The sequence below is a fragment of the Desulfobaccales bacterium genome, from assembly GCA_041648175.1.
Lineage (GTDB): Bacteria > Desulfobacterota > Desulfobaccia > Desulfobaccales > 0-14-0-80-60-11 > 0-14-0-80-60-11.
Window position 1 is genome coordinate 185063 of sequence record JBAZPO010000002.1, and the last position, 23907, is coordinate 208969.

22 protein-coding genes, 1 tRNA gene and 1 other RNA gene are annotated in these 23907 nt (G+C 58.2%); 4 read left to right on the forward strand and 20 right to left on the reverse strand.

Annotation, left to right across the window (positions count from 1 at the left end):
• The first annotated feature begins 93 nt into the window (after positions 1 to 93).
• Entirely contained in the window at positions 94 to 1407 is a 1314-nt protein-coding gene (locus tag WC600_02870; protein ID MFA4901668.1) for a radical SAM protein, read from the forward strand.
• A gap of 219 nt (positions 1408 to 1626) precedes the next feature.
• Here WC600_02870 and WC600_02875 read toward each other — a convergent pair whose 3' ends face one another.
• Entirely contained in the window at positions 1627 to 2280 is a 654-nt protein-coding gene (locus WC600_02875) for an NAAT family transporter (GenBank protein MFA4901669.1), read from the reverse strand.
• 34 nt (positions 2281 to 2314) lie between these two features.
• Between WC600_02875 and WC600_02880 the strand changes: the two genes are divergently transcribed.
• The 3 genes from WC600_02880 to WC600_02890 all read left to right on the forward strand — a co-directional run bounded on the left by WC600_02880 (position 2315) and on the right by WC600_02890 (position 5476).
• Positions 2315 to 3523: a homocysteine biosynthesis protein gene (locus WC600_02880; protein MFA4901670.1), complete on the forward strand. Its 1209-nt coding sequence runs from the start codon at positions 2315 to 2317 to the stop codon at positions 3521 to 3523.
• A gap of 186 nt (positions 3524 to 3709) precedes the next feature.
• On the forward strand, positions 3710 to 4453 hold the full coding sequence (locus tag WC600_02885) for an ATP-dependent sacrificial sulfur transferase LarE (protein ID MFA4901671.1): 744 nt from the start codon (positions 3710 to 3712) through the stop codon (positions 4451 to 4453).
• A 33-nt stretch (positions 4454 to 4486) separates the two neighbouring features.
• Positions 4487 to 5476 (forward strand): tRNA 4-thiouridine(8) synthase ThiI, encoded by a 990-nt coding sequence (locus WC600_02890; protein ID MFA4901672.1) that lies wholly within the window; start codon positions 4487 to 4489, stop codon positions 5474 to 5476.
• Between the two features lie 11 nt (positions 5477 to 5487).
• On the opposite strand, the gene WC600_02895 is transcribed toward WC600_02890, so the two are convergent.
• The 19 genes from WC600_02895 to dnaG form a co-directional block, all read right to left on the reverse strand.
• A complete protein-coding gene (locus WC600_02895; GenBank protein ID MFA4901673.1) occupies positions 5488 to 5703 on the reverse strand; it encodes a hypothetical protein in 216 nt (71 codons plus the stop codon).
• 244 nt (positions 5704 to 5947) lie between these two features.
• Positions 5948 to 7348, reverse strand: a complete 1401-nt coding sequence (gene mpl / locus WC600_02900; protein ID MFA4901674.1) for a UDP-N-acetylmuramate:L-alanyl-gamma-D-glutamyl-meso-diaminopimelate ligase — start codon at positions 7346 to 7348, stop codon at positions 5948 to 5950.
• Between the two features lie 89 nt (positions 7349 to 7437).
• On the reverse strand, positions 7438 to 8544 hold the full coding sequence (locus WC600_02905; protein MFA4901675.1) for a serine hydrolase domain-containing protein: 1107 nt from the start codon (positions 8542 to 8544) through the stop codon (positions 7438 to 7440).
• A 306-nt stretch (positions 8545 to 8850) separates the two neighbouring features.
• Positions 8851 to 9783, reverse strand: coding sequence for a D-alanine--D-alanine ligase (locus WC600_02910; GenBank protein MFA4901676.1), 933 nt, complete (start codon positions 9781 to 9783; stop codon positions 8851 to 8853).
• Complete coding sequence (locus WC600_02915; GenBank protein ID MFA4901677.1) at positions 9720 to 10304, reverse strand: HD domain-containing protein; 585 nt, start codon at positions 10302 to 10304, stop codon at positions 9720 to 9722. The genes WC600_02910 and WC600_02915 overlap by 64 nt, the downstream gene beginning before the upstream one ends.
• Before the next feature lie 71 nt (positions 10305 to 10375).
• Positions 10376 to 10933: a methyltransferase domain-containing protein gene (locus WC600_02920; GenBank protein MFA4901678.1), complete on the reverse strand. Its 558-nt coding sequence runs from the start codon at positions 10931 to 10933 to the stop codon at positions 10376 to 10378.
• A gap of 131 nt (positions 10934 to 11064) precedes the next feature.
• Positions 11065 to 11547, reverse strand: coding sequence for a 2-C-methyl-D-erythritol 2,4-cyclodiphosphate synthase (gene ispF, locus WC600_02925; protein MFA4901679.1), 483 nt, complete (start codon positions 11545 to 11547; stop codon positions 11065 to 11067).
• On the reverse strand, positions 11525 to 12247 hold the full coding sequence (gene ispD / locus WC600_02930; protein ID MFA4901680.1) for a 2-C-methyl-D-erythritol 4-phosphate cytidylyltransferase: 723 nt from the start codon (positions 12245 to 12247) through the stop codon (positions 11525 to 11527). The genes ispF and ispD overlap by 23 nt, the downstream gene beginning before the upstream one ends.
• Entirely contained in the window at positions 12244 to 13167 is a 924-nt protein-coding gene (locus WC600_02935; GenBank protein ID MFA4901681.1) for a polysaccharide deacetylase family protein, read from the reverse strand. The genes ispD and WC600_02935 overlap by 4 nt, the downstream gene beginning before the upstream one ends.
• Before the next feature lie 95 nt (positions 13168 to 13262).
• Positions 13263 to 14306 (reverse strand): bifunctional UDP-4-keto-pentose/UDP-xylose synthase, encoded by a 1044-nt coding sequence (locus WC600_02940; protein MFA4901682.1) that lies wholly within the window; start codon positions 14304 to 14306, stop codon positions 13263 to 13265.
• 153 nt (positions 14307 to 14459) lie between these two features.
• Positions 14460 to 15401, reverse strand: a complete 942-nt coding sequence (locus WC600_02945) for a formyltransferase (protein ID MFA4901683.1) — start codon at positions 15399 to 15401, stop codon at positions 14460 to 14462.
• A 296-nt stretch (positions 15402 to 15697) separates the two neighbouring features.
• Complete coding sequence (locus tag WC600_02950; protein MFA4901684.1) at positions 15698 to 16669, reverse strand: glycosyltransferase; 972 nt, start codon at positions 16667 to 16669, stop codon at positions 15698 to 15700.
• Positions 16670 to 16801: 132 nt separating this feature from the next.
• Positions 16802 to 17163: RNase P RNA component class A (rnpB, locus tag WC600_02955), an RNA gene on the reverse strand.
• Positions 17164 to 17433: 270 nt separating this feature from the next.
• A complete protein-coding gene (locus WC600_02960) occupies positions 17434 to 17985 on the reverse strand; it encodes a ribonuclease HI family protein (protein ID MFA4901685.1) in 552 nt (183 codons plus the stop codon).
• A gap of 7 nt (positions 17986 to 17992) precedes the next feature.
• Positions 17993 to 18724, reverse strand: a complete 732-nt coding sequence (locus WC600_02965; protein MFA4901686.1) for a C4-type zinc ribbon domain-containing protein — start codon at positions 18722 to 18724, stop codon at positions 17993 to 17995.
• 116 nt (positions 18725 to 18840) lie between these two features.
• Positions 18841 to 19959, reverse strand: a complete 1119-nt coding sequence (locus WC600_02970; protein ID MFA4901687.1) for a Nif3-like dinuclear metal center hexameric protein — start codon at positions 19957 to 19959, stop codon at positions 18841 to 18843.
• Between the two features lie 102 nt (positions 19960 to 20061).
• A tRNA-Ile gene (locus tag WC600_02975) sits at positions 20062 to 20137 on the reverse strand.
• Between the two features lie 122 nt (positions 20138 to 20259).
• Positions 20260 to 21987 (reverse strand): RNA polymerase sigma factor RpoD, encoded by a 1728-nt coding sequence (gene rpoD, locus WC600_02980; GenBank protein MFA4901688.1) that lies wholly within the window; start codon positions 21985 to 21987, stop codon positions 20260 to 20262.
• Positions 21984 to 23768: a DNA primase gene (gene dnaG, locus WC600_02985; protein MFA4901689.1), complete on the reverse strand. Its 1785-nt coding sequence runs from the start codon at positions 23766 to 23768 to the stop codon at positions 21984 to 21986. Before dnaG ends, rpoD begins: the two co-directional genes overlap by 4 nt.
• Positions 23769 to 23907: the final 139 nt, after the last annotated feature.

The window sequence follows — 23907 nt, forward strand, 5'->3', positions numbered from 1 at the left end:
CGTCCTGTAACCTTATTATACCTTGTATTTAATGAACAATCTTAATAAAATAACCTAAAATGCCGCCTAGATTTCCGGGGCTTGGAATTATACATGCGAATCTTGTTGGTTCAACCAACTACCAAATATCCTGACCACAAACTCCTGCGCAGTAAAACCCGCTGGCTGGTGGGGATAACCCTGCCGTACCTGGCCGGTCTAACCCCCAAAGGTATCCAGGTGGATCTGGCGGATGACCGCTTGGCGCCCATCCCGTATCATCGGGAGTATGACCTGGTGGGGATCACCGCCACCTGTGCCACGGCGGACCGGGCTTTTGAGATTGCCGCTGAGTTTCGCCGGCGCGGCAGGCTGGTGGTGATGGGCGGTTTTCATGTTTCCCTCCATCCCGAGGAGGCCATGGAACATTGCGACGCGGTGGTCGTGGGCGAGGCCGAGTCGGTGTGGCCTGAAGTGCTGGAGGATGCCCGGGTCAAGCGTTTAAAGCGCCGCTACCAAGCGTCGGGGTTTCACGATTTAGTGGGGCTGCCTCGGCCCCGCCTAGAGTTGCTGGATTACCGGCGCTACCGGGTCAAGATCCTGCCCACACAGACTTCCCGTGGGTGTCCTTATCACTGCGCCTTCTGCGAAGTCCCCATTGTGTACGGCCACACCTACCGGCGGCGGCCGTTGGGGGAGGTGATCGAGGAGATCAAGGCCAATGTGCGCATTACCGGCCTGAAAGATATCTATTTCATTGACGACAACCTCACCGGGCACCGGGATTACGCCAAGGAGCTGTTCAAGGCCCTGATGCCCTTGAACCTGGAGTGGAGCTGCCTGTGGACCATCAACACCTCCCGGGACGAAGAGTTGCTGGACCTGGCCAAAAAGTCGGGTTGCAATCATGTCAACATCGGCATAGAGAACGTTTGTCAGGAGTCCATCTCCTCCATTGAGAAGGTGCAGAATCCGGTGGCCGAATATGGGGAGCTCTTGGGTCGCTTGCGGGAGCGGGGCATCTTCTATTCCCTGAACTTCATGTTTGGTCTGGACGGAGACCACAAAGAGTTATTCGACGAGACTCTGGCCTTTTTGGATAAGGTCAAGGCGCCCATGGCCTTTTTCAATGTGGCGACCCCGCGGCGGGGCACTCCCATGTGGGATCAGCTCAATCAAGAAGGCCGGGTTCACAACCCCGATGCGGAAAAGTATTTGGGGATGGTCTGCAACTTCTTCCCCAGACACATGACTCCTGATGAGTGCGAAGCCGGGGTCTGGCGGTGCTTTCAGCAATTTTATTCCTTTTCCTCCATCTGCCGCCGCTTGCTCATGCCGCCGACCCGGTATATCTTTCAGGGGTTGCCCAGTAACCTCTTTTTCCATTGGTCGGCAATGCGTAAGATAGATCCGGTGGATTTTTATTAGAAGTCATTTCAAAACCGATTTTGGGTTCACCTTGAGATGACTTGAAGAAGAAATAATCACCCTCCTTTGGAAAAGAGGGCAGAGGGATTTATATAACATCTTGAAATCCCCCTAAATCCCCCTTTTTCAAAGGGGGACTTAAAAACCAAGGCGAATAAATTGTTTCCCGATGAGAAAGAAACCTAACCTTTTAGACAGGTGTTGAACAAGGTTATAAGGCTAGCGATTAAGGGCAGGAAAGGCGGCCAGTAGACCACCAAGGACGAATTGCACCGCCAGGGCTGCCATGATCAACCCCATGAGCCGGGTGAGCAGGCGGATGCCGGTTTCCTTCAGGCAGTTCAGGAGGAACTGGGCAAAATGGAAGAAGATATAGGTCAATAACAAGACAATGAGCAGGGAAAGCACGATGAGGCCATCCTCCAGGTAGCTTTTAGAGCGGCTGGCCAGGACCAGTACGGTGGAGATAGCCCCGGGACCGCTGAGCAGCGGGACAGCCAGGGGGACCAGGGCCACTCCCCGGTAGTCCGCGGCATCCAGGCTGGAAGAGGTATCGAAACGGTTGAAGTGACCGTGTCCTTCCAGCATTTCAATGGCGATGCGAAAGAGGATGAGGCCGCCGGCGATTTGAAAGGCCGGGATCGTGATACCGAGATAGTTCAGGATAAGGCGTCCTACCAAGACGATCAGGGTTAAGATAAGGAAAGCATAAAGGCAGGCTTGCCAGGCCAGGCGCCGGGCGGCAATGGGGGAATAGGCTGCCGACAAGGCCAGGAAGGGAAAAATGTTGCCCGGCGGGTCGATGATGATAAACAGGGAAATCAGGCTGGTAATGAGAAAGGACCCTGCCGGACCTATGAAATCAAGTTCCATAATACGAGATTGCCTCGCCGTAGAAGGGTAAATTATGACCAACTATCAGGTGAACAAAACCTACCAGGAAATTAATGATAAAATTAAGCGGGGTCAAGCGGTGGTGGTCACCGCTGAAGAGATTATTGACATTGTCCGGCGCAAAGGCGAGGTAGAAGCGGCCCGGACTGTGGATGTCGTGACCACCGGGACCTTTTCTCCCATGTGCTCCTCGGGCGCATTCATCAATTTTGGCCATTCCAAGCCCCCCATCAAGGCTTCCCAGGTATGGCTCAATAATGTGCCGGCCTATGCGGGCATCGCCGCGGTGGATATTTATATCGGCGCCACCGAACCGTGCGTGGAAGATCCCCTCAATAAAGTCTACCCGGGGGAGTTCAAGTACGGCGGCGGTCACGTCATTCATGATCTGGTGGCCGGCCAGACCGTATATCTGCGAGCGGAAGCCTATGGCACCGACTGCTACCCCAACAAACACCTGGAGAAGGAAATCACCCTGGAGCAGTTGACCAATGCCATTTTGTGCAACCCGCGCAACTGCTACCAGAATTACAACGTGGCGGTGAACCTCTCCAACCGGACCATCTATACTTACATGGGGGCGCTCCGGCCCCACGCCGGCAATGCCAATTATTGCACTGCGGGGGAACTCAGCCCCTTGTTCAATGATCCCTATTATCGCACTGTGGGGATCGGTACTCGCATCTTCCTGGGAGGAGGGGTGGGCTATGTGGCCTTCCCCGGCACCCAGCACAACCCGAAAAAGCCCCGGGCGGAAAACGGGGTGCCGCTGGGACCGGCCGGAACCCTGATGCTGGTGGGCAATATGAAGCGGATGGACCCTCGCTATCTGGTGGGGGTGAGCTTTCTGGGGTACGGTTGCTCCCTGGCGGTGGGGGTGGGGATCCCAATCCCCTTGTTGAATGAGGAAATGGCCCACTTCTGCGGGGTCAGCGACGCCGAACTCATGGCTCCCATCGTCGATTACGGCGGCGATTATCCTGCGGGCAAGAGCAATATCTTAGGGCAGGTGAGTTATGCCCAACTCAAGCTCGGCACCCTCACTCTGGGGGGCAAAGAGATACCTACGGTGCCCCTGTCCAGCACGGTACGGGCCCGGGAGATCGCCCGGCACCTGAAGCAGTGGATCGAATCCGGCCGGTTCCTTCTGGGGGAGCCGGTGGAGCCGCTGCCGTTAAATGATGAGATTCACGATCTCAGCACCGCCAGCCACGATAGCTAAAGCAAAGTGGCCAGTGGTCAGTGGTCAGAACTATTTTGACGTCATAGATAGTGGTTTGAATTGAGATTTCAGTCCCCCTCATTCTTAGAAGCCCGAGTCCTCCCCCATTCCACCCGCTTGCGGGGGGAGAGGGTTGGGGAGAGGGGGGCATATCAATGCCTGCCGAACAATGACCACTGGAAAGCATTGGATAGTTATCTCCGGCGCCACCATAGGGCAGCCGTGCTGTTCTCCGGGGGGCTGGATTCCAGTTTCTTGCTGGCGGCCGCGGCAAAGGTGTTGGGACCGGGGGTAACGGCCATTACCTTTACCGGACCCCACACCGCGCCGGGCGAGCTGGCTGCGGCGTGGGCACTGGCTCGACGGCTTAACGTGCGCCAGATGGTGCGGGCCTTTGATCCCCTGAGCCTCCCGGAATTCCGGAACAATACCCTGAAGCGGTGCTATGCCTGCAAGCAGGCCATCATCACTCAGGCCTGGGAGATAGCGACCGCCTGTGGTATTCCGGTTTTGTGGGACGGCACCAACCTGGATGACCTGGCCGATTTCCGTCCGGGTATGAAGGCCCTTAAGGAGCAGGGGGTAGAAAGTCCGCTGCTGTTGGCGGGTCTGGGTAAGACGGCCATCCGCACCCTGAGCCGGGATCTAGGCATAGACGGCAGCCGGCCTTCCCAGAGTTGCCTGGCAACTCGCTTTCCCTATGACACGGAGTTAACCGGAAATGACCTGGCCCGAGTGGGCCGGGGAGAGGCTTGGCTTAAGCGCCGAGGCTTTTCCCGGGTGCGCCTTCGGGTGCGGGGAGACCTGGCTATCCTGGTGTTGGCCCGGGAAGAGTGGGCGGCTTTTCTGGACCCGAAGGTGCACCGTGCCTTCACCGCCTTCATCGTAAGCCTGGGCTTTAGCGAACTCTCTTTGGATGGACCCGGCTGAAAGTTTGCATAAAATGACTATGAAGATTCAACAATGACCAGGATTATCAGGGCTCTCGGGCTCTTTTCCGGGGGACTGGACAGCATGCTGGCCGCGGCGGTTTTGCGCGCCCAGGGGATAGAGGTCAACCTCATCTGCCTGGTGACGCCGTTTTTCGGGGCCGAGCGGGCCCGGGAGTCCGCCGGGCACCTGGGCCTCCCCTTAAGGGAGGTGGATATCACCGACAAATATCTGCCGCTCATCTATGATCCACCCCACGGCTGGGGCCGGGGGCACAACCCCTGCATCGACTGCCATATCCTCATGCTCCGGGAGGCCGGTAACTTGCTGGCCGCCGAGGGGTTTGACCTGCTCTTTACCGGGGAAGTCCTGGGGCAGAGGCCCATGAGCCAGAACCGGGGCTCCTTGAATCTCATCGCCAAGGAATCGGGGTTTGTCGACGTGCTGTTGAGACCCTTGAGCGCCAAATCTCTTAAAACGACGCGGCCCGAGTTACTGGGCTGGGTGGACCGGGAAAGGTTGCTCAATCTGAGCGGCCGGGGGCGCAAACGCCAGATCGCGTTGGCCTCCGAATTCGGCATCACCCGGTATCCCGCGCCGGCGGGGGGGTGTCTGTTAACTGATCCCGGTTATGCGGTTCGCCTCAAGGAGCTGCTGCGTCACCACCAGGAGGTCCCCGCGCCCCGGCGGGAGTTGGAAATGCTCAAGTATGGGCGGCAATTTCGCCTGCCGGGTGGCGCCAAAGCGGTGGTGGGCCGCACCGAGCAGGAGAATGAGGCGCTTTTGGGTCTGAAAGCCCCGGAAGATTTCGTGGTGAAGGTGGATAAAATCCCCGGCCCGGTGGTATTGGTTTGCGGGGTTCAAGCGAGTGAAGACTTGGAGGTAGCAGCAGGGCTGGCCGCGGCTTACAGCGACGCCTCGCCGGGAACGCCGGTAAAGGTAAACGCCATAAACGGCGGTCAGGAGCGGGTGTTCCAGATTGCCACCCCGGAGAAAGACCGCTTTAAAACCTGGTTGGTGTGATCAGGTTTAGTTCAAGCAGGCACGGGCTGATAAAAGGCCACGCCGCCGTCCCGCCAACTCAGGGCGTAACGCATCCCTTCGACGTTAATATTTCTCATCACCATCAAGAGAACCCGTTCCACCAGCCGTCCATGGAAGGGATGGGGGAGAACTGCGGTGATCAAGTCCGACGCGCCTATAAAATATTCCTCAGCAACTTCTAAATCCTGACCAGACTCGGTTAACATCGGGTTGTCCTTCACAGCAAATTCCCCTGGCGGGGAATGCCATTTTTTCCTTAATTATATCAAAGATTATGATAATCGGCCATAGGGGCTTATGCCCGAGAGCCCACGGTGTTTTTCGTCGGACCGGTTTGGGAAGGGTCTGGCGCAGGCGGAGATACACCTCGATATCCGCCGTATTGAGGGATAGGGAGGGGAGGGGAGGGGGGAGGAAGCAAAGGCGGGTGTCCTTCTTCCTCCCCAAAGTCTAAAGGTTTTTTCCGCCTAAGGCCTCGCAGAGACGGCGCACCAGGTGGTTGAAATCGCCGTTGGACATTATCAGGACCAGGTCGCCGGCGCGCCGGTGTTGGAGCAGGCCCGTAAGGAGCTGGTCGGTGTCCGGAAAATAGAAGGCTTCCTGGCCACTGGCCTTGAGGTCGGCCACGAGTTGCCGGGAAGAAAATTGTTCTTCCGGCTCCACTTTCCACAGGTCCGGAGGCTCCCGCACCAAGATGAGGTCAGCGTCTTTAAAGGCGGCGGCGTAAGGCTCCTGGAAGATTTTACGCCGGGAGGTGTTGGTGCGGGGCTCAAATGCGGCCACCAGGCGCCGCGTTGGGTAGGCCTGTCGCACCGCAGCCAGGGTTACTCCCACCGCGGTGGGGTGGTGAGCAAAGTCTTCCATGACCAAGATTCCGTCAAACTCTCCGACGACCTCCTGGCGTTTCTTGATCCCCTGAAACCCTGGCAAGACCTCTTTTAAGGCCAGGGGCTCAGCTCCCACTTCGGCGAGCACCGCCAGCGCGGCCAGGGCGTTTAAGACGTTGTGTTCTCCCACCATGGGCAGGAAAAACTTCCCCCACCGCGTTCCCTCTTTCAGGACCGTGAAGTTCATGCCGCCTTGGGCCGGGTGAATTGCCGTGGCCTGCCAGGCGACGTCGCTGTTCATACCATAATAGGAGATGGGGGCGTGGTTGCGCCCGCACACTTCCCGCACCAGGGGGGCGTCCCCCCAGGCCAGGACTCGCCCGCCGGCCGGCACCGTACCCAGGAAAGTCTCAAAGGCCTGGATGATGCGGGTCAGGTCCGGGTAGATGTCGGCGTGGTCGTATTCGATGGAGGTGAGCACCCCGGCCCGGGGGGTAAAGTGGACGAACTTGGGGCGCTTGTCGAAAAACGCGGTGTCGTATTCATCGCCTTCCATGACCACAAAGCGCCCGCGGCCGACCCGGTAATTGGCCTGGAAATTCTTGGCGATGCCTCCCACCATGAAGCCGGGGTCCAGCCCAAGGGCAAAGAGCAGCCAGGCGATGAGCGCGGTGGTGGTGGTCTTGCCGTGGGTCCCGGCCACCACGAGGGACTGCCGGTCACCCACCAGGAAGCGGTTCAAGGCCTCCGGCAAGGAGAGGTGGGGGAGGTTGTGAGCCAGCACCGCCTGGGCTTCGGGGTTCTCCCGGCGGATGACGTTGCCCACCACCACCAGGTCGGGAGCCGGCGTCAGGTTTTCGGGGCGGTAACCGTTTTGGATGGGAATCCCCAGGCCTTCAAGCAAGGTGCTCATGGGCGGGTAGACGTGTTCATCGGAGCCGGTGACGTGGTGGCCCTGCTCTTTTAAAATACCGGCCAGGGCCGCCATGCCGGTGCCGCAGATGCCGAGAAGGTGGATGTGCATTGTTGGTTTTGTTGGCATTTTAGACATATTATGACTGAAGAGGTATTTTCGCTTATGGAATACTCAAAAGTACGGCGTCCGCACAGCCGCTAAGACTGGTGGAACCCTAAAGCCCGGGACGCGGCCTCATGGAATCGGGGCCGGAAGGCCTGAATTTTGGTCTTGTCGTCCCGGCCCAGGTGCACCCGGTTCGTCAGTAAGACTACCATTTGGCCGGTCTCAAGGTCCAGCCAAAAAGAGGTGCCGGTGAAGCCCAGGTGGCCGACGCTGTTGGCAGAAAAATAACGCCCGGCGGCGCGTCGGGCCGGGTCCCCGCTGGGGGTATCGAAGCCATAGGCCCGGTCAGCGCCGGTAGGGACCGTGAGGAAGCGTTTGACCACCGCTGGAGTTAGCGGTCCGACTTCTTCGCCGCTATAGGTCTGGTAGAGGCAGGCTGCGAGATCGAAGACCTCCTGCCCGGTACCGAACAGACCGGCATGTCCCGCCACGCCGCCCGCGGCCCAGGCGTTTTCGTCGTGAACTTCGCCTGCGTCGGGGCGTCCCGGGATGAGGCCCGGCTCCGCGGCCGCAAACCTGAGAGCTGTGCTCCCCGGCTGCCGGCGCGGATTAAATCCTAACGTTAAAAGATCGAAAGGACGATAAATCTTGCAACGGCAAAACTGGTCCAGTTCCTGGCCGCTGACTTGCTCAACTACCGCCTTCAGGAGCATGAAGCCCAGATCGCTATATTGCGTGACCGTGTCCGGGGCGTGTTCCAGAGGGGTGGCCGCGGCCAGGCGTTCCAGCAGGGCAGGGCGGGCCGAAGCGGGTGCAGCCAGCACCCCCGAATAGAAAGGGCGCCAGGCGGGCAGGCCGGAGCGGTGAGTAAGGAGGCTTCCCAGAGTGAGGCGATGTTTGTCCGGCGGGAGCCAGTCATGGGGGAGGATTTTTCCCAAGGGGGTATCCAGGCTGATCATGCCCTGATCTACCAGTATCATTAATGCGAGAGTCGTGGCCAGGGGTTTGGTGAGGGAGGCCAGGTCGAAGACGGTATCCGGGGTTACGGCTGCGGCGTCGCGGTCTTTGGACAGGCGGCCCGCAGCGCCTTGCCACAAGAGTTCCCCTTGAAGCCCCACCAGGGCCACCGCGGCGGTGTAGACCTGTTGGCTGACGCCGGCTTCCAACAACTGTTGTAAGTGAGCGTAGCGGTTAGACAAAGGAAGGCCTCGGTGTAAGTCTGGGAAAGGGCCGGAGGAAACCCTTACGAAAAATTCTCCCGCCCTCTTTCAAACCCCAAATCCGCCCCCGGTAATACCGAGTTGCGTTCAAAGGGCAAATTTTGATAAGCGCAAGGTCTGGCCTACGCCTGCACAGGCGAGACGCCTGTGCCACCATTTGAATGCGCATTGGTATAAGGGGTTGGGGGAGAGGGTTTGGGAGAGTTTTTTATAGTTTTTCATAAGAGTAGTGGCCATCCGCCCTGGCCCCCTTTCCCAAAAAGTCATATCTGACCATCCCCGCAATTAATTTTTCTCCAGGGCCAGGTTAATCAGGGTGTCCAGAAGGGTCGGGAAGTCGAGGCCAGCGGCCTTGGCTCCCTGGGGAAAGAGGCTGGTGGCGGTCATGCCGGGGATGGTGTTGGTTTCCAGGACATAGATCTCGCCATCTTTGACCATCATATCAGTGCGGGAATAGCCCCGGCAGCCCAGGGCCTGATGGGCGGTGATCGCGCATTCCTGGGCCCGGCGGGTCAAATTGGCGTCAAGGCGGGCGGGGCAGATTTCCTGGCTGGCTCCGGGTTGGTACTTGGCCTCGTAATCAAAAAAAGCGTAGGTGCTGGCCGGGATGATCTCAACCAGGGGCAGGGCCTGCAACTGGGCGTTACCCAGCACCCCGCCGGTTACTTCGGTGCCTTGAATGAATTCCTCCACCAGGACCCGGCTATCCAGGGCAAAGGCCGCGGCAAGGCCAATTTCCAGGGCCGTAAGCGTCTCGGCTTTGGTAATCCCGATGCTGGAGCCTTCGTTCACCGGCTTGATCACCACCGGCAGGCCCAATTTGGTTTCGATTTCCTGGGGACTGGGGGCCTTCTCCCGGGTAAAGGCCAGGGAGGCGGGGACCTTGAGACCGGCTATTTGATAAATGGTCTTGCTCAGTTCCTTGTTCATGGCCAAGGCGGAGGCCAGGACACCGGAGCCCTGGTAGGGAATCTCCAAGAGGTCCAGGAGACCCTGCATGGAACCATCCTCCCCGCCCCGTCCGTGCATAATGATCAGGGCCGCGTCCAGCTCTTTGGCATCCTGCACCAGCCGTCCCAGGTCCGTCAAGGGATCGTAACGTCTGATGTCGTATTTAGCTTTATTGAGGGCCTGAAAAACCTGGGTGCCGCTTTTCAGCGAGACTTCCCGCTCCGAGGATTTGCCCCCGGCGATGAGGGCCAGCTGCAGTTTTCCCATGATTCCCTCCGGCAGTGATTGAGATGCAACAGGTTGGATGGCGTGAGGGCCAGGCAGGCAAAGATTTTCTCCTCCAGGGCCCGGGCCTTGGTCTCCGTGGCGTTGATGCGCGCCAAGGCATCTGGTGTGCGCCCGTAGCGCACCTTAAGATCGGCAAAACGATCTTGAAGGGTGACCACGTTGTCGTGGAGCACCCGTTTGTCGGCGTAGTTGACTAACTCGGCCTCTCGCAAGGGTCTTTCGTCAAGGATATCGCCGTAGAGATGGACGTGCTCCCGCACCACCTGGGCCACGTGGTGGTAGCCCAAATCGTCCAGGACCACCGCCCCCCATTCGGCGTGATTATTCATGGTCCCCAGGCAGGCGGTTTTGCCCAGGTCGTGAAGGAGGGCGCCGGTGATAACCAACGGCAGAAACAGGTCAAAACCGGCGTCGGCCAAGGCTTCGCCCATAACGCGGGCCACCTGCATCACCGCGAAGCTGTGCTCCCGAATATTGGGGAGCATGCTGTGTATATCCATTAACTCCAGGCATTCTTTATAAGAAGGAATGGAAATTAAATTCGGTCTCTCCATGATTTATATATGAGTTTTCAGCTATTTTTTAAAAGTGCTGTACGGGACGAAGTGATTTTGGGACTACCGGAGACAGTCAGGCCATGTTGTTTAGCTAAAACGAGAGTTTTCTCGAAGTCTGGAGCGGACACATGTCCCTTGGGTTCCGCAACCAGGCAGGGTGCATCTGGCTTCAACAACTTAGAGACCTCCATAAAGAAGTTCGAAACATCGGGAACCTCATGCACCACAGCAAAGGCCAAAGCAAAGTCGATCTGCCCATAAAAGTCGGCCAGGCCGAGTGAGGTTGGCTCGCATACCCGGGTAACTATCCGTTCCGCAAGTTGTGCCTTTTGGGCGCGATTTTGGAGAGTGTTAAGCATCTTCTCTTGCACATCCGGACAGATAACCTTTCCCTGGGGGCCGACTATTCTGGCGAGAGGGAGAGAGAAGAAGCCCATAGCCGAGCCTATGTCTATGACTGTCATGCCACTGGATACATGAGGAGCCAAGATTTTTTCGGGATTATGAATTAGTCGCCGGAATGGGTTTAATAACCAGTAACCCACCCAATGGGGACACACTCGCTTAGCCATATCTGACTTATACTCGTTGATAAGTTTTTTCTTTCCCCTCCCCCATTATGCCCCTGAAGGGGCGGCAGTGATAACGTTTGGGGTTTAGAGAGGAATAATGCTAAAGGCGGGATGCGCTTCGCTTTCCCGCCCTACGAACTAACTATTTTCCTAACCAAAACCACGGCATACGCGGCCATGCCTTCGCCCCGGCCGGCGAAACCCATGTGTTCGGTGGTGGTGGCCTTGATATTGACTTCGGCCGGTGTCAGGCCCAGGATGGGCGCCAGGTTCGCCTGCATCGCCGGGATATGTGGCGCCAAGCGGGGCCCTTGGGCCACGATGGTGGCATCCATATTAACCGGGGCAAAACCCCGGTCCCGCACCACTTTCATGATCTTCTCCAACAGGATGAGGCTGGAGATGTCTTTATAGGCCGGGTCCTTATCCGGGAAATGGGCGCCCAGATCGCCGGCTCCCACCGCGCCGAGGAGGGCATCGCCGATGGCATGGCTCAACACATCGGCGTCGGAATGGCCCAAGAGCCCCTGAGTATGAGGAATCTCTACTCCCCCCAGGATCAGGGGACGGTCCGCCACCAGGCGGTGGGCGTCATACCCCAGACCGACTCGCACTTTTTTTCCTCCGCCGCAGGGAAAAAATGGCTTCGGCCAGCAGCAGGTCGTCCGGGGTGGTAATTTTCAGGTTAAACGGCGAGCCCTGCACCACCACCACCGGCTGGTGCAGTTCTTCCAATAAGGAGGCCTCATCGGTGCCATAAAAGTTGCGGCTGTAGGCCTCAGTAAAAGCTCGCCACAAGAGGGGGACCTGGAAGGCCTGGGGTGTTTGGATCTGCCAGATGTCCTTGCGCTCCAGGGTATTGTGTACTTTGCCCTCGGCGTTTACTCTTTTTAAGGTGTCCTGGGCCGGCAGCCCCAGGACCGCGCCCCCGTGCCGCCGGGCCGCGTCGATGACCTGGCGGACCTGGTCCTGGGTCACAAAGGGGCGCACGCCGTCGTGCACCAAGACGATCTCCAGTTCGTCCTCGTTTTTCAAGGCCTTGAGGGCATGATAAACGCTGTCTTGGCGTTCTTTACCCCCGGGAACCAGGCGCAGGACCTTTTTAAAGTTAAAAGGCGCAATGACGGTATCCTGGCAGAGATTCAGGTCCTCGGGGTGGACCACTACCGTGACCTGCCGAATCTCGGGCATGGTTTCAAAGATCTTCAAGGTGTGAGCCAGGATGGGTTTTCCGGCCAGGTTGAGATAGGGCTTGGGGATGTGATGCCCCATGCGTTTTCCCACCCCCGCGGCAGCGATGATGGCGGCTATCATGACGGACGTCTCATCAATGGTCCCTGGCAGGAGACCCGACCGGCCCGGCCGGGCAGACGCTGTAAACTGACCTGGGCTACAGGCACGTTGTCTGGCTCCCGGAGAAGTTCCCGGGCCCATTCCTCCAGCCGGAAAAATTCCACCCCTTGTTGGCGGCAGCGGCCTAAGAGACGGTCAAACTCATCCAGGAAGGGACCCCCTTCAAATTCGGCATGGAGGGTGAGGACCTGGGGCAGCCCTTTTTCCAGGCGGGCCAGGACCAGGTTGGTGAAATCCTGAGGGCGGCAACCATGGAACCCTAAGAGCTCATCCAGCGTGGGTAAGGTGGTAGGAATTTCCAATACCTTCGTCACTCTATCCCCGAACGCGGGAAAGTACGGGGCAGTGCCCCGGGTGTCGCTGCCGTAAAGAAAATGCTGGGCCGCCAGGGTGGTGCGGCTGGCCAAACTGCACTGCCAGCCCGGCGCGGCGAAAGAGGAAGCAGGTCTTTTCATAAGGGCTGTATAGGTTTCTTGTGCCTGAGAAATTTCCCGGGCTACTCGCTCAAGTGCGAAATTGATGAGGTGATCGTGCCAGCGCACGTGGTCGTAACCATGCAGGCCTACCTCGTGTCCGGCTGCGGCCAAGCGCGGCAACAGGTGGGGGGCGGCGGCGCCGATTAAGGGCGCAGGCAGCAGAGTGCCGTAGCACATGGTCTTGAAGCCATACAGGGCCGGAGCCCGGGTGCGCCACATTTTTTCCAAAAAGCCTCGCTGCCTGAAGATACGGAAGAGAGCCCGGCCGGAGTTATCGGGACCCAGAGCCAGAAAGAAGCTGGCCCTGACCCCGTGATTTTCCAGCACCTCCATGAGGGCGGGCACCCCTTTACAAAAACCCTCCAGGGTATCCACGTCGACTTTTAAACCCAGGCGCCCGGCCACGTTATCCCCATATCAGCTATCACCGCCAAGCAGATTACCATCTTTGGATGCAAGCGGTCGTCAGTTATCATGATGACTTACGGCTGTCAGTCGAATTACTCTAATCCCTCGACCTTCACGGTGCGAGCTTCCTCCAAGAAGGCGTTCAAGGTGATCTTGACCGACGTGGTGAGGTCGGTCTTAGGCTCCCAGCCCAGCAGCTCCCGGGCCTTGGCGATGGAAGGCTTGCGGCTGGTGATATCTTGGTAGCCTTTGCCGTAGTAGTCTTCGTGGGGGGTTTCCACGATTTCGGAGTAGACCCCATCATTTAAGTGGTCCGGGTGTTCTTTAAAGAGGTCTCGCAGGAGATGCGCCAACTCTTTTACTGACGCTTCATTTTCGGGGTTGCCGATATTGAAGATCTGGCCGTCGGCCGCGCCCCCGATATTTTCGATGATGCGCATCAGGCAGTCGATGCCGTCTTCCACGAACGTGAAGCAGCGCTTTTGATAGCCGCCATCCACCAACTTTATCGGCTCCCGCTGCAATAAGTTGAGAATGAACTGGGTCACCACCCGGGAACTGCCTTCTTTGGCGGCGTACAGGTCGTCCAGCTTGGGTCCGATCCAATTGAAGGGGCGGATCATGGAGAACTGGAGCTTGCCACCCTGGCCGTAGGCCCAGATGACCCGGTCCAGGAGCTGCTTGGAACAGCTATAGATCCAACGCTGCTTATGAATAGGCCCCAAGACCAGGGTGGAGTCGTCTTCGGAAAACTCCGCATCCGGGGACATGCCGTAAACTTCGGAGGTGGACGGGAAGATAATGCGGGTGCCGTACTTGACACACTGGCGCACGATCCGCAGGTTTTCCTCGAAGTCCAGTTCGAAGACCCGCAAGGGTTGCTTGACGTAGGTCATGGGGGTGGCAATGGCCACCAGGGGCAGGACCAGGTCGCACTTCTTGATGTGGTATTCGATCCACTCCTTGTTGATGGCGATGTCGCCTTCCAGGAAATGGAACCGGGGGTGGTCCAGGGACTCGTCCAGTTTATTGGAGTAGAGGTCCATGCCATAAACTTCCCAATCCCGGGTGGTGAGGATGCGTCGGGTGAGGGCATTGCCGATAAAGCCGTTGACGCCTAAAATCAAGATTTTCATGTGATAACCGCTATAGTTTTCTCGTTCCCAAGCTCGGCTGGGGAACGGAGATGGAGTCAAGCTCAGCTTGACCCTCGAAGCAGAGCTTCGAGGTAATTGGGTTCCCAAGTGCAACTTGGGAACCAGTAAAAGCTTAAAAACCTTTTTCCTCTTTTAACCCAATTTTTCCCCCACCAGGTGCTCCCAGGAGGCCAGCACCGGCCCCAAGAATTCCGGTTCGTCCTCCCACTGGGCCTGGGTGATGAGGAAATGCCCTGCTCCCGTAGCTACCAGCAAGCCTTCTCCCGGCACCGCAGCTGTCACCTGGCCAGGCTCGGCCGGTTCCGTAACCGGGGCCGCCATGACTTGACCGGCCCAGATATAGAGCTTCCGGCCCTGAAAACCGGTGAAGGCTCCGGGATAGGGGTGGGTAACAGCCCGCACCAGATTATAGATTTGCAGGGCCGCATGCCGCCAGTCAATGAGGCCGTCCGCGGGGGTGCGGCCGCCGTAATAAGAGGCCTGGCTGTGGTTCTGGGTCAGTCGGGGGGCGGTGCCGGCCCGCAGCGGTGGATAAACTTCCCGCATCAGTTCCTGGGCCGCAGCCGTCATTTTGGCGAACAGGGTCAAGGCCGTATCTTCGAAAGTGATGGGGACATGCTTGAAACCCACGATGTCGCCTTGGTCCGCTTTGGCCTCCATGTAATGGAGCGTCACCCCGGTTTCGCGCTCGCCGTGGATCAGGACCCAGTTCACCGGGCAGCGCCCCCGATAGTGGGGCAATAGGCTGCCGTGAAGGTTCAAGGCCCCCAGGCGAGGCAGGTCCAGCAGGGGTTGTTTCAGCATGTGGCGATAATAGCACGAAAAGAGAAAATCCGGTTGCAAAGCCTGCATGGCGGCCGCGAAAGCCGGATCATTGGGGTTGGCGGGCTGATATACCGGCAAGTAATTTTCAAAGGCGAGCCTGGCAACCGAGGCAAACCAGATATTCTCCCGGGGGTCGTCGGCATGGGTGACCACGGCAACGATCTCATCGCCGAGTTCCCGGCACAGATCGATCAAGGCCTGGAGGCAGACATAGCCGATATTATGGTAACCCATGAAAATTATGCGCATATGGCTTTCAAGGACCTTCACCGCAAATTTGGTTTGATGCCGGGTGCCAGGGATAGCTACGTTATACTCATTGCCAAAAGTCCTTTCCTCCCCCCCTCACCCTAACCCTCTCCCCCCCGTTGGGGGGAGAGGGGATAAGAGGAAAAAATTTTTGAGCTTTTTGCAAAATTACCGGACATTACACAGTCGCAGGTTTTAGCCTCTATGAGCACAGGCTGGAAAGCCTGTGCTACCGGCCCCGGGTTTTTTCGCTCCTCATTATACCGGATTTTGCTACCGGTGAAAGGAAAGAGTTTTCAGACATCCGGTCCTAAGGCTTTCCGGATGATGAAGCGGGGGCGCTGGCGGACCTCCCGGTAAATGCGGCCGACGTATTCGCCGATGAGGGCCAGGCCCAGGGTGTTCAGGCCCACAAAGACAAAGAGGATGGCGAAGAGGGTGAAGACCCCGCCCACCTCCGGCCCCACGAGAATCCGCCGGATGAACAGAAAGGCTCCGAAGAGCAGCCCCAGGAGGGCGATGGCCACCCCCATGAATCCGACTAAATGAATGGGCAAATTGGAAAAGCCGGTCATCAGGTCGAAGTTGAGGCGCAACAGTTTGATAAGGCTGTATTTGGACTGGCCCCGCTCCCGTTCGGCGTGGCCTACGGGAATTTCCGCCACCCGGTGGGAAAACAGATTGGCCAGGGCCGGGATGAAACTGGAAGACTCCTGGCACTGATTGATGCTGTCAATCACCTCCCGGCGATAGGCCCGGAGCATGCAGCCATAATCCCGGAGCTTGACTCCGGTGACCCGGGACATGAGGTAGTTCACCAACTGGGAGGGGAGTTTCCGGAAGAGGGAATCCCGGCGGTTCTCCCGCCAGCCCCCGACGGTGTCGTAGCCTTCTGCCAGTTTGGCCACTAAACGGGGGATTTCTTCCGGGGGATTTTGCAGGTCGGCGTCCAGGGTGACCATCACCTGGCCCCGGGCCGCCTGAAACCCGGCAAAAATGGCTTGGTGTTGCCCAAAATTGCGCTGAAACTGCAAGGCGCGGATGTATTGGGGGTACTGGGCGTTGAGGTCGGTCAAGAGCTCCCAGGAGCGGTCGGTGGAGCCGTCGTCCACGAAGATGATCTCAAAGGCGCTGCCCATTCCGGTAAGGGTGCGGATGAGCCTTTGCCCCAGTTCCCGGAGGTTCTCCTCTTCGTTGTATACGGGGATAACTACGGAGATATCGGGGGCAGGTGAAGGCTCGCTCAAGGGAATAACTTGGTTGGACATGGCATCTACCTACCCCCCCTCACCCTAACCCTCTCCCCCCGCTTGGGGGGAGAGGGGATAAGAGGAGGAAATTTTTGGAAAAAGCCTTAATAAAAAAGTCCACCGGCGGATAAACCGGTGGCCCCAAAGAAACCGCGAAGCAGGCCATAAGCCGAGTTCTGTTCCGGGTTGCCCCGGTGATGATCATTCCTCTATGACCCAGGTTACCCGGGGTCTAAAGCAACCTACCCGGGAGCTTTGGGCGGGCCACCCTCAAACGCTCCCCTATTTGGTCTTGCTCCGGGTGGGGTTTTCCAAGCCGGCAATGTCGCCACTGCCGCTGGTGAGCTCTTACCTCACCTTTTCACCCTTACCGTGGACGTACCACGGCGGTCTGGTCTCTGTGGCACTTTCCCTAGGGTTACCCCCGCTGGGCGTTACCCAGCACCCTGCCCTGTGGAGCTCGGACTTTCCTCCGGCTGCTTAACGCGGCCGGCGATCATCTGGCCTGCTTCGCGGCCCTGTGAGGTTCGGAAAATTTTAAAGTCCCCCTTTACCAAAGAGGGGTTATTGGTGATTCATAACTGGCTAAAATCACCCCTAAATCCCCCTTTTTCAAAGGATGACTTTGAGCGTCGTGTGCAGCTTTAAAACGTTTTCGAATGAGAACTAACTATACTCATTGCTAAAAGTTTTTTCTTATTCCCCCCCTCACCTTAACCCTCTCCCCCCCGCTGGGGGGAGAGGGGAAAAGAGGAAAGAACTTTTGGCAATCTATGTATATTTTACCGCGGCCGGGTCTTTTGGTCAATGGCGCGGTTGGCCAGTTGGTCTGCCAGGGAATTCATTTCCCGGGGTACATGAGAGATGTCAAAGGTCTCAAATTCTTTGCGGGTCCGCTGGGCCGCTTCATATAAAGGCAGGAGGTGCGCAGCTTTTACCCGGTATTGCCCCTTGAGCTGGCGCACGAGAAGCTCGGAATCGGCAAATACCTGGATTTTCTTGACGCCCAGGTTTCGGGCCATTTTCAATCCCAGAATTAAAGCCTGATATTCCGCCACGTTGTTGGTGGTCTGGCCCAGGTATTCGCCGTATTGGCCCTTGATATCGCCTAAAGCGTCGATCAGGACCGCTCCGGCTCCGGCCTGCCCGGGATTGCCCCGGGAGGCGCCGTCGCAGTATAGGCTCCACACGCCTTCTTCAAGGTCGCGGAAGTGGCCGGCCACTTCTGAAAAGAGCTCCTGCAACTGCTCCGGGGAAAGCTGAAATTGCTCCCGCACCTCAGTAAGGTCACGTCCTGCGGCCAGAGCTTGAAAGATGGCAGCCGGCGTGCTCATTAAGCACTCATCCGGCTTCTTGGGCTTCCTCAACTTCTTCGAGCCAATAGAGGATCCGCTGGCAGTGCGGGCACTGCAGGATATCTACCCCCTTTTGCAGGTCGATGAATTGTTGAGGCAGGATGTTCATATGGCAGCCCAGGCAGACGCCTTCTTGAACCGGGGTGATGGCGCTGCCGTTGCGGCGTTGGCGGATGAATTCATAGCGTTTCATGAGGGCTGCGGGCACGCCCTTACGCAGCTTTTTGCGCTTTTCCTCCAGTTCGGTCAACTCTTGCTGCAAGGTTTTCACCAGGGCCGCGACTTTTTGCCGCTGTTCGGCCAGAGTCGCCTCCTGTTCCTCAATCTGCTGGCTGAGTTCGGCGATGAAGCCTTTCTGGGTCTCCATGAGGTCCAGGAGTTCCAGGATGCGGGTCTCCCGTTGGTCCCGCTGGTCTTCTTTAAAGGCGATCTCTTTGAGCATCGCCTTGTATTCAATGTTGCTTTTGATCTCCATCAGGCGCTGGCGGCTGGTTTTGATACCCTCCTCCATTTCCGCCATTTCCAATTCCGTGTCCCGGTGCTGGGCCTTGAGGTCCGCCAATTCCTGGAGCCGAGCGGCGTGGATCGCTTTCACCCCTTCTAAGGCTGCTTCGCCGGCCTTGAGCTCCTCGGGAAGACTCTCCAGCCCCTGGGTGACTTCCATAATCACCTTGTCAATTTCCTGAACATCGATGAGTTTAATTAACTCCGGTAGCAAGATTCAACCTCCGCTTGTGGCAGGATATTTGGGATTATTCCGGTTCGGGCGAGGCGCCGGGCGCTCTCGCCACCGGAATGCGCGGTTCAGTTATGGTTATAGACCGTAGGGTCTCCTCACACAGAGTAACATGGGGGAGGCTGATTAGCCGCCACCATGACTTCAAGCCCAAGATCGGCCTGCCTAAACATCTCCTGGAGCTGTCCGGCCCAGGGTTCCATAAACACCACTTCGCTGGCAAAATGGCCCACTGCCGCGACGGCAAAGCCTTCCTGCAATCCTGGCGGGACCTGATGGTGGCGAACTTCCCCGGTTAGATAGAGCTGGGCGCCCCGGGTCAAGGCGTTCGGCAAAAGCTCACCGCCGCTCCCGCTGCACAATGCCAGCCGCTGCACCAGCTTTGGGGGTTGCCCCCAGACCTGCACGCTTTCCACCCCGAATATGGTTTTCACCAGGCTTATGACTTGGGAAAAAGGCCGCGGTGCGGGCCAGGAACCGATGCGCCCCAAACCTAAAGGCGTGCCGGGATGCCGTACCGGATAGAGGTCGTAAGCCACTTCCTCATAGGGGTGGGTCGCTTTCAGGCGAGACAGAGCCGCGGGGAGCAGGGACTCCGGAGCCAGGATTTCCAGACGGGTCTCTTTAGCCTCGGACAGCACCCCCACCTCGCCCTGAAAGGGGTGAGCGCCTGGCAGGGGAGTATATGAGCCCTGTCCCGGGGAGGCAAAAGAACAGTGGGAATAATTGCCGATAACTCCGAGGCCGGCGTCCCCCAGGGCCTGGCGCACCGGGGCATCAAAGCCCGCGGGGACGAACACCACCAGCTTGTACCAAGGGTCCCGGGTCGTGGGAGTCAGAACCTCCACTCCGGTCAATTCGAGTTTCTGGGCGAGATAGTCGTTGAGGCCGCCGGGGGCAATATCCAGGTTGGTGTGGCACGATACCATGGCCAAGCCGGCCCGGACCAAATCCGTGAGCAAGCGGCCGCCGGGGCGATCTTCCCGCACGTCTTTTAAGGGTTGGTACAGGAGGGGGTGGTGAGTCAGGAGGAGTTGGGCGCCTCTTTGCGCGGCTTCAGCGACAATGGCCGGGGTTACTTCCAGGGCCACCAGGAGGCTTTTAACCTGCTTTCCGGGGTGTCCCACTTCGAGGCCGGTTTTATCGCCGCTCATGGCCCAGGCCGATGGATAGCGACTTTCCAGCAGGTTAAGAATGTCTTGCAGCGTCGCGCTCATAGAACATAAAAAAGGGGTGCGCAGAGTGCACCCCCGGGGTTTAACCCCTGTGAAATCGAGGCGTAATATCGTACACGCAATATCCCGTTACCCCCGGATGCGTGGTGGGCCCACCCGGATTTGAACCAGGGACCGTCCGGTTATGAGCCGGTTGCTCTAACCGCTGAGCTATGGGCCCGTGCATGGCAGTCAAAGGGGGGCATCCCTATGAGTCGGTCACGTGCCCTTGTTTGCCCCCCGTAACGTTATTATAACTCTCCTCCCCGAATGTTCAATAGGTGAACTCAGACGATGGCAAAATCACGTCTCCATAAAACTTTTTAGCCGGGTGCTGCGGGAAGGATGCCGCAGCTTCCGCAGGGCCTTGGCTTCGATCTGGCGGATGCGCTCCCGGGTGACCTCGAAGTCCCGGCCCACTTCTTCGAGCGTGTGATCGGTTTTTTCGCCGATGCCGAAGCGCTTGCGCAGCACCTTCTCTTCCCGGGGAGTGAGGGTGGATAACATCTTGCGGGTCTGGTCCGCCAGGTTGAGGTTGGCCACCGCTTCGATGGGGGTGGAGATTTTCTTATCTTCGATGAAATCACCCAGGTGGCTGTCTTCTTCGTCACCGATGGGGGTTTCCAGGGAAAGAGGTTCCTTGGCGATCTTCAAGACCTTGCGGACCTTTTCCAGGGGAAACTCCATCTTTTCGGCAATCTCTTCCGGGGTGGGCTCCCGGCCGATCTCCTGGACCAGGTACCGGGAGGTGCGGATCAGCTTGTTGATGGTTTCGATCATGTGGACCGGGATGCGGATGGTGCGGGCCTGATCGGCGATGGCCCGGGTGATGGCCTGCCTTATCCACCAGGTGGCGTAGGTGCTGAACTTGTAGCCCCGCTCGTACTCAAATTTTTCCACGGCCTTCATCAGGCCGATATTGCCTTCCTGGATCAGGTCCAGGAACTGCAGCCCCCGGTTGGTGTACTTCTTGGCGATACTGACCACGAGGCGCAGGTTGGCCTCCACCAGTTCCCGTTTGGCCTTTTGGGCCTGGTACTCCCCCTTCTCGGCTTTGACCATAATGGCCAACAGCCGGCCCGCGGGCAGCCCTACCTCGGTTTCTATCCTTCTCAAGCGCCGCCGGGACTGGCTCCAGACTTCCTCCAACTCGGCCAGTCCCTCGGGAATCAGGACCGCAGGTAATGGCTGTCCCGGGGTCTGGCTTTTCAGTTCCCGGCGCAACTGGCGATATTTGGTGGCCGACAGGCCGGCGGCCCCCAAATGTTTCTCCAGCTGGCGCTGACAATCCCGAATGACGTATCCGAAATTGCGCAGCCGCTCGAGAATCCTTTCCAGGTAGTGGCGCTCCAAACGCAGGCTTTTGAAGGTCTCCACCAGGCGCTGCCGTTGGGAGACAATCTTTTGCTCCAGTTGGGAACGGGCTTCATCTCTGGGAGGCAGCGCCGCAATTTCTATTCCCATCTGCCGGATTTTTTCTTCCTGGGAACGAACTTTTTGGATCAATTTTAAAATCCTGGACTTTTGGGTGGTAACATCCAGGGAGGGATCATCTTCACCAAAATCATCGAGAGTATTCTGAGGTGACAGCTTTTCCTCTTCCAGGCGATTCACCAGCCTCATAATCTCTTTCAGGGTAAGGGGCACCTCCAGCAGGGAGTGGAGCACTTCTCTTTCACCTTCTTCAATACGTTTGGCGATGGCCACCTCGCCTTCCCGGGTGAGTAAGGAGACGGTCCCCATTTCCTTGAGGTAGAGGCGCACCGGATCATCAAATTTGGCGGCGGCCTCCGGTTCCAGGCTTAAATCGCCCTCGCCTTCCCGCATGTCCATCTGCGAGGTGATGGCCATGCTGGAAGCCTCAGGAGGAGGGATCTCCAGGTCATCAAAGATCATGATGTCCTTCATCTGCTCATTTAAAAGGCTCTCGGGAGATAGGGAGTCATTCAGGTCATCCACGGTGATCAAGTTGTCATCATCCCCCATAGGCATGATATCCTGAAAGCCGTCCATTCCCATTCCCTTATTCATCCATTCTCTCCTTTTTGTGTGGACCTGCTTTTGAGGTGTTCTATCTGTCGATGAAGCTCCTGTTGCCTGGCTAATAAGGCCGAGAGATCATCGCCCTCTAAGTTCGCGGCGGTCTTCAGTTCCTCCTTGAGCTGGGTCCGGGCTTTTTTCAGCCGCCGGATGTGGAGATCTTGGCGCCAGTCGGCTACCAGAAAATCTCCCGCCGGTCCGCCTGATTCGTCCTCTTCTAAGGTTAGGGCACAGATGTGCTGGCGTTGGATTTCTCCCGGCGCCTGCTGCACCAGGAGGCCGTGATCTAATCTGCCGTGTTCCCGATAACTCGTGATGATCAGTTCCATGAGCACTTTGAGTTCTGGATTTTCGAACTCCAGGCACCACTCAACCAGTTCTTCCACGCCCACGGCTTCCGAGTGGCCCAGAACCCAGCGAATCAAGCCTTTTTCCAGGCTGACTGCGAGGTGGCACCTGGGGTCCAGCCGGGCCGACGAGATGGGGGCCACGGAGGTGAGGCTTCTCTTCAATACGGCTTCGTCCACCCCCAGGCGCTGGCTGGTTTCCTTGAGCCAGAGGTCCCGTTCCAAGGGCTCGGCTATGGCCTGGACGTAAGGGCGCAGTTCCTCCAGGACCCGCACCCGGCCTTGGATATCGGCGCCGTGGGTTTTGATGAGGTCTTCTAAAACATAGGTGAACCACGGTTGAGCCGACTCCCAGGCCTTGCGGAACAGTTCGACTCCATGAGTCCGGGCGTAGTCGTCCGGGTCCAGGCCGCCGGGTAGGGGCAAGGCCCGCACCGCCAGGTTCTCCTGGGCAAACAGCGGCAAGGCTCGCATCATGGCCTTGGCCCCCGCGGCGTCACCGTCATAGACCAGGACCACTTTGTCCGCCAGGGATTTTAGCAGGCGCACCTGCTCCCGGGTTAAGGCGGTGCCCAGGGTGGCCAGGACGTTACTGATGCCCTTAACTTGAAGCGCAATCAGGTCCAGGTAGCCTTCCACCACCAGGGCCACGCCGGTGTGGCGCAGGGCTTCCGCGGCCTGGGGCAGGCCGTAGAGGGTGCGGCCTTTGGAGTAGAGCAGGGACTCCGGCGAGTTGAGGTACTTGGGTTCGCCGTCGCCGATGGTCCGGCCGCCGAAGGCGATGACCCGGCTCTGCCGGTCGAAGATGGGGAAGATGATGCGGTTGCGGAAACGGTCATAATAGCCGCCCCGGTCGCGGGCCGCCAACAGCCCTACTTCCTGGCCCACCTCCAAAGAGATGCCCCGGCCCTGGAAGTGGCGTCGCAGGGAGTCCCAGGACTCGGGAGCGTAACCCAACTGAAAGGCCCGGACGACCTCAGACGTGAGGCCGCGTTTTTTCAGGTAGGCGCGGCCGGGCTGGCCTTCGGAACTGGCGAGCGTGGCGGCATAGAAGGCCGCGGCCGCAGTGTTGGCTTCATACGCGGTGGTGCGCTTTTTGGCCTGTTTGGCGCCCTCCGGCCCCAACTCCTTGAGCGAAATGGGGATGCCGTAGCGCCGGGCCAACTCCTGGGCCGCCTCGGGGAAGCTCAGGCGGTGATACTGCATAATAAAGGAAATAACGTTGCCGCCGGCGCCGCAACCGAAACAGTAGAAGATGCCCTTGTCCGGCGCCACAGTGAAGGACGGCTTGGTCTCGGAATGGAAAGGGCAGAGCCCCAGGAGGTTTCTGCCCTTTTGATCCAGCTTGACATACTGGCCCACTACCTCTTCGATGGAGGCGGCGTCTTTGATCTCCAGGAGCTTGTCTTCGGGGATAAAAGCCATTTAAGGACCAGTTTTCTGTTTTCTGTTTTCTGTTTTCGGTGTTGGCTTCATGTTTCTTTAGCGGTAGGGCGGGCGTCCCCGCCCGCCGCCTTCATTCCCCCTCCCCTTGGTGGGAGGGGGGTAGGGGAGGGGGTAACCG

Bases quoted from the DNA above. Each gene is read 5' to 3' on its own strand.
- WC600_02870 (MFA4901668.1), top strand. From the start codon at position 94: ATGCGAATCTTGTTGGTTCAACCAACTACCAAATATCCTGACCACAAA.
- WC600_02875 (MFA4901669.1), bottom strand. From the start codon at position 2,280: ATGGAACTTGATTTCATAGGTCCGGCAGGGTCCTTTCTCATTACCAGC.
- WC600_02880 (MFA4901670.1), top strand. From the start codon at position 2,315: ATGACCAACTATCAGGTGAACAAAACCTACCAGGAAATTAATGATAAA.
- WC600_02890 (MFA4901672.1), top strand. From the start codon at position 4,487: ATGACCAGGATTATCAGGGCTCTCGGGCTCTTTTCCGGGGGACTGGAC.
- WC600_02895 (MFA4901673.1), bottom strand. From the start codon at position 5,703: ATGTTAACCGAGTCTGGTCAGGATTTAGAAGTTGCTGAGGAATATTTT.
- mpl (MFA4901674.1), bottom strand. From the start codon at position 7,348: ATGCACATCCACCTTCTCGGCATCTGCGGCACCGGCATGGCGGCCCTG.
- WC600_02910 (MFA4901676.1), bottom strand. From the start codon at position 9,783: ATGGGAAAACTGCAGCTGGCCCTCATCGCCGGGGGCAAATCCTCGGAG.
- WC600_02915 (MFA4901677.1), bottom strand. From the start codon at position 10,304: ATGGATATACACAGCATGCTCCCCAATATTCGGGAGCACAGCTTCGCG.
- WC600_02920 (MFA4901678.1), bottom strand. From the start codon at position 10,933: ATGGCTAAGCGAGTGTGTCCCCATTGGGTGGGTTACTGGTTATTAAAC.
- ispD (MFA4901680.1), bottom strand. From the start codon at position 12,247: ATGATAGCCGCCATCATCGCTGCCGCGGGGGTGGGAAAACGCATGGGG.
- WC600_02940 (MFA4901682.1), bottom strand. From the start codon at position 14,306: ATGAAAATCTTGATTTTAGGCGTCAACGGCTTTATCGGCAATGCCCTC.
- WC600_02945 (MFA4901683.1), bottom strand. From the start codon at position 15,401: ATGCGCATAATTTTCATGGGTTACCATAATATCGGCTATGTCTGCCTC.
- WC600_02950 (MFA4901684.1), bottom strand. From the start codon at position 16,669: ATGTCCAACCAAGTTATTCCCTTGAGCGAGCCTTCACCTGCCCCCGAT.
- WC600_02960 (MFA4901685.1), bottom strand. From the start codon at position 17,985: ATGAGCACGCCGGCTGCCATCTTTCAAGCTCTGGCCGCAGGACGTGAC.
- WC600_02970 (MFA4901687.1), bottom strand. From the start codon at position 19,959: ATGAGCGCGACGCTGCAAGACATTCTTAACCTGCTGGAAAGTCGCTAT.
- rpoD (MFA4901688.1), bottom strand. From the start codon at position 21,987: ATGAATAAGGGAATGGGAATGGACGGCTTTCAGGATATCATGCCTATG.
- dnaG (MFA4901689.1), bottom strand. From the start codon at position 23,768: ATGGCTTTTATCCCCGAAGACAAGCTCCTGGAGATCAAAGACGCCGCC.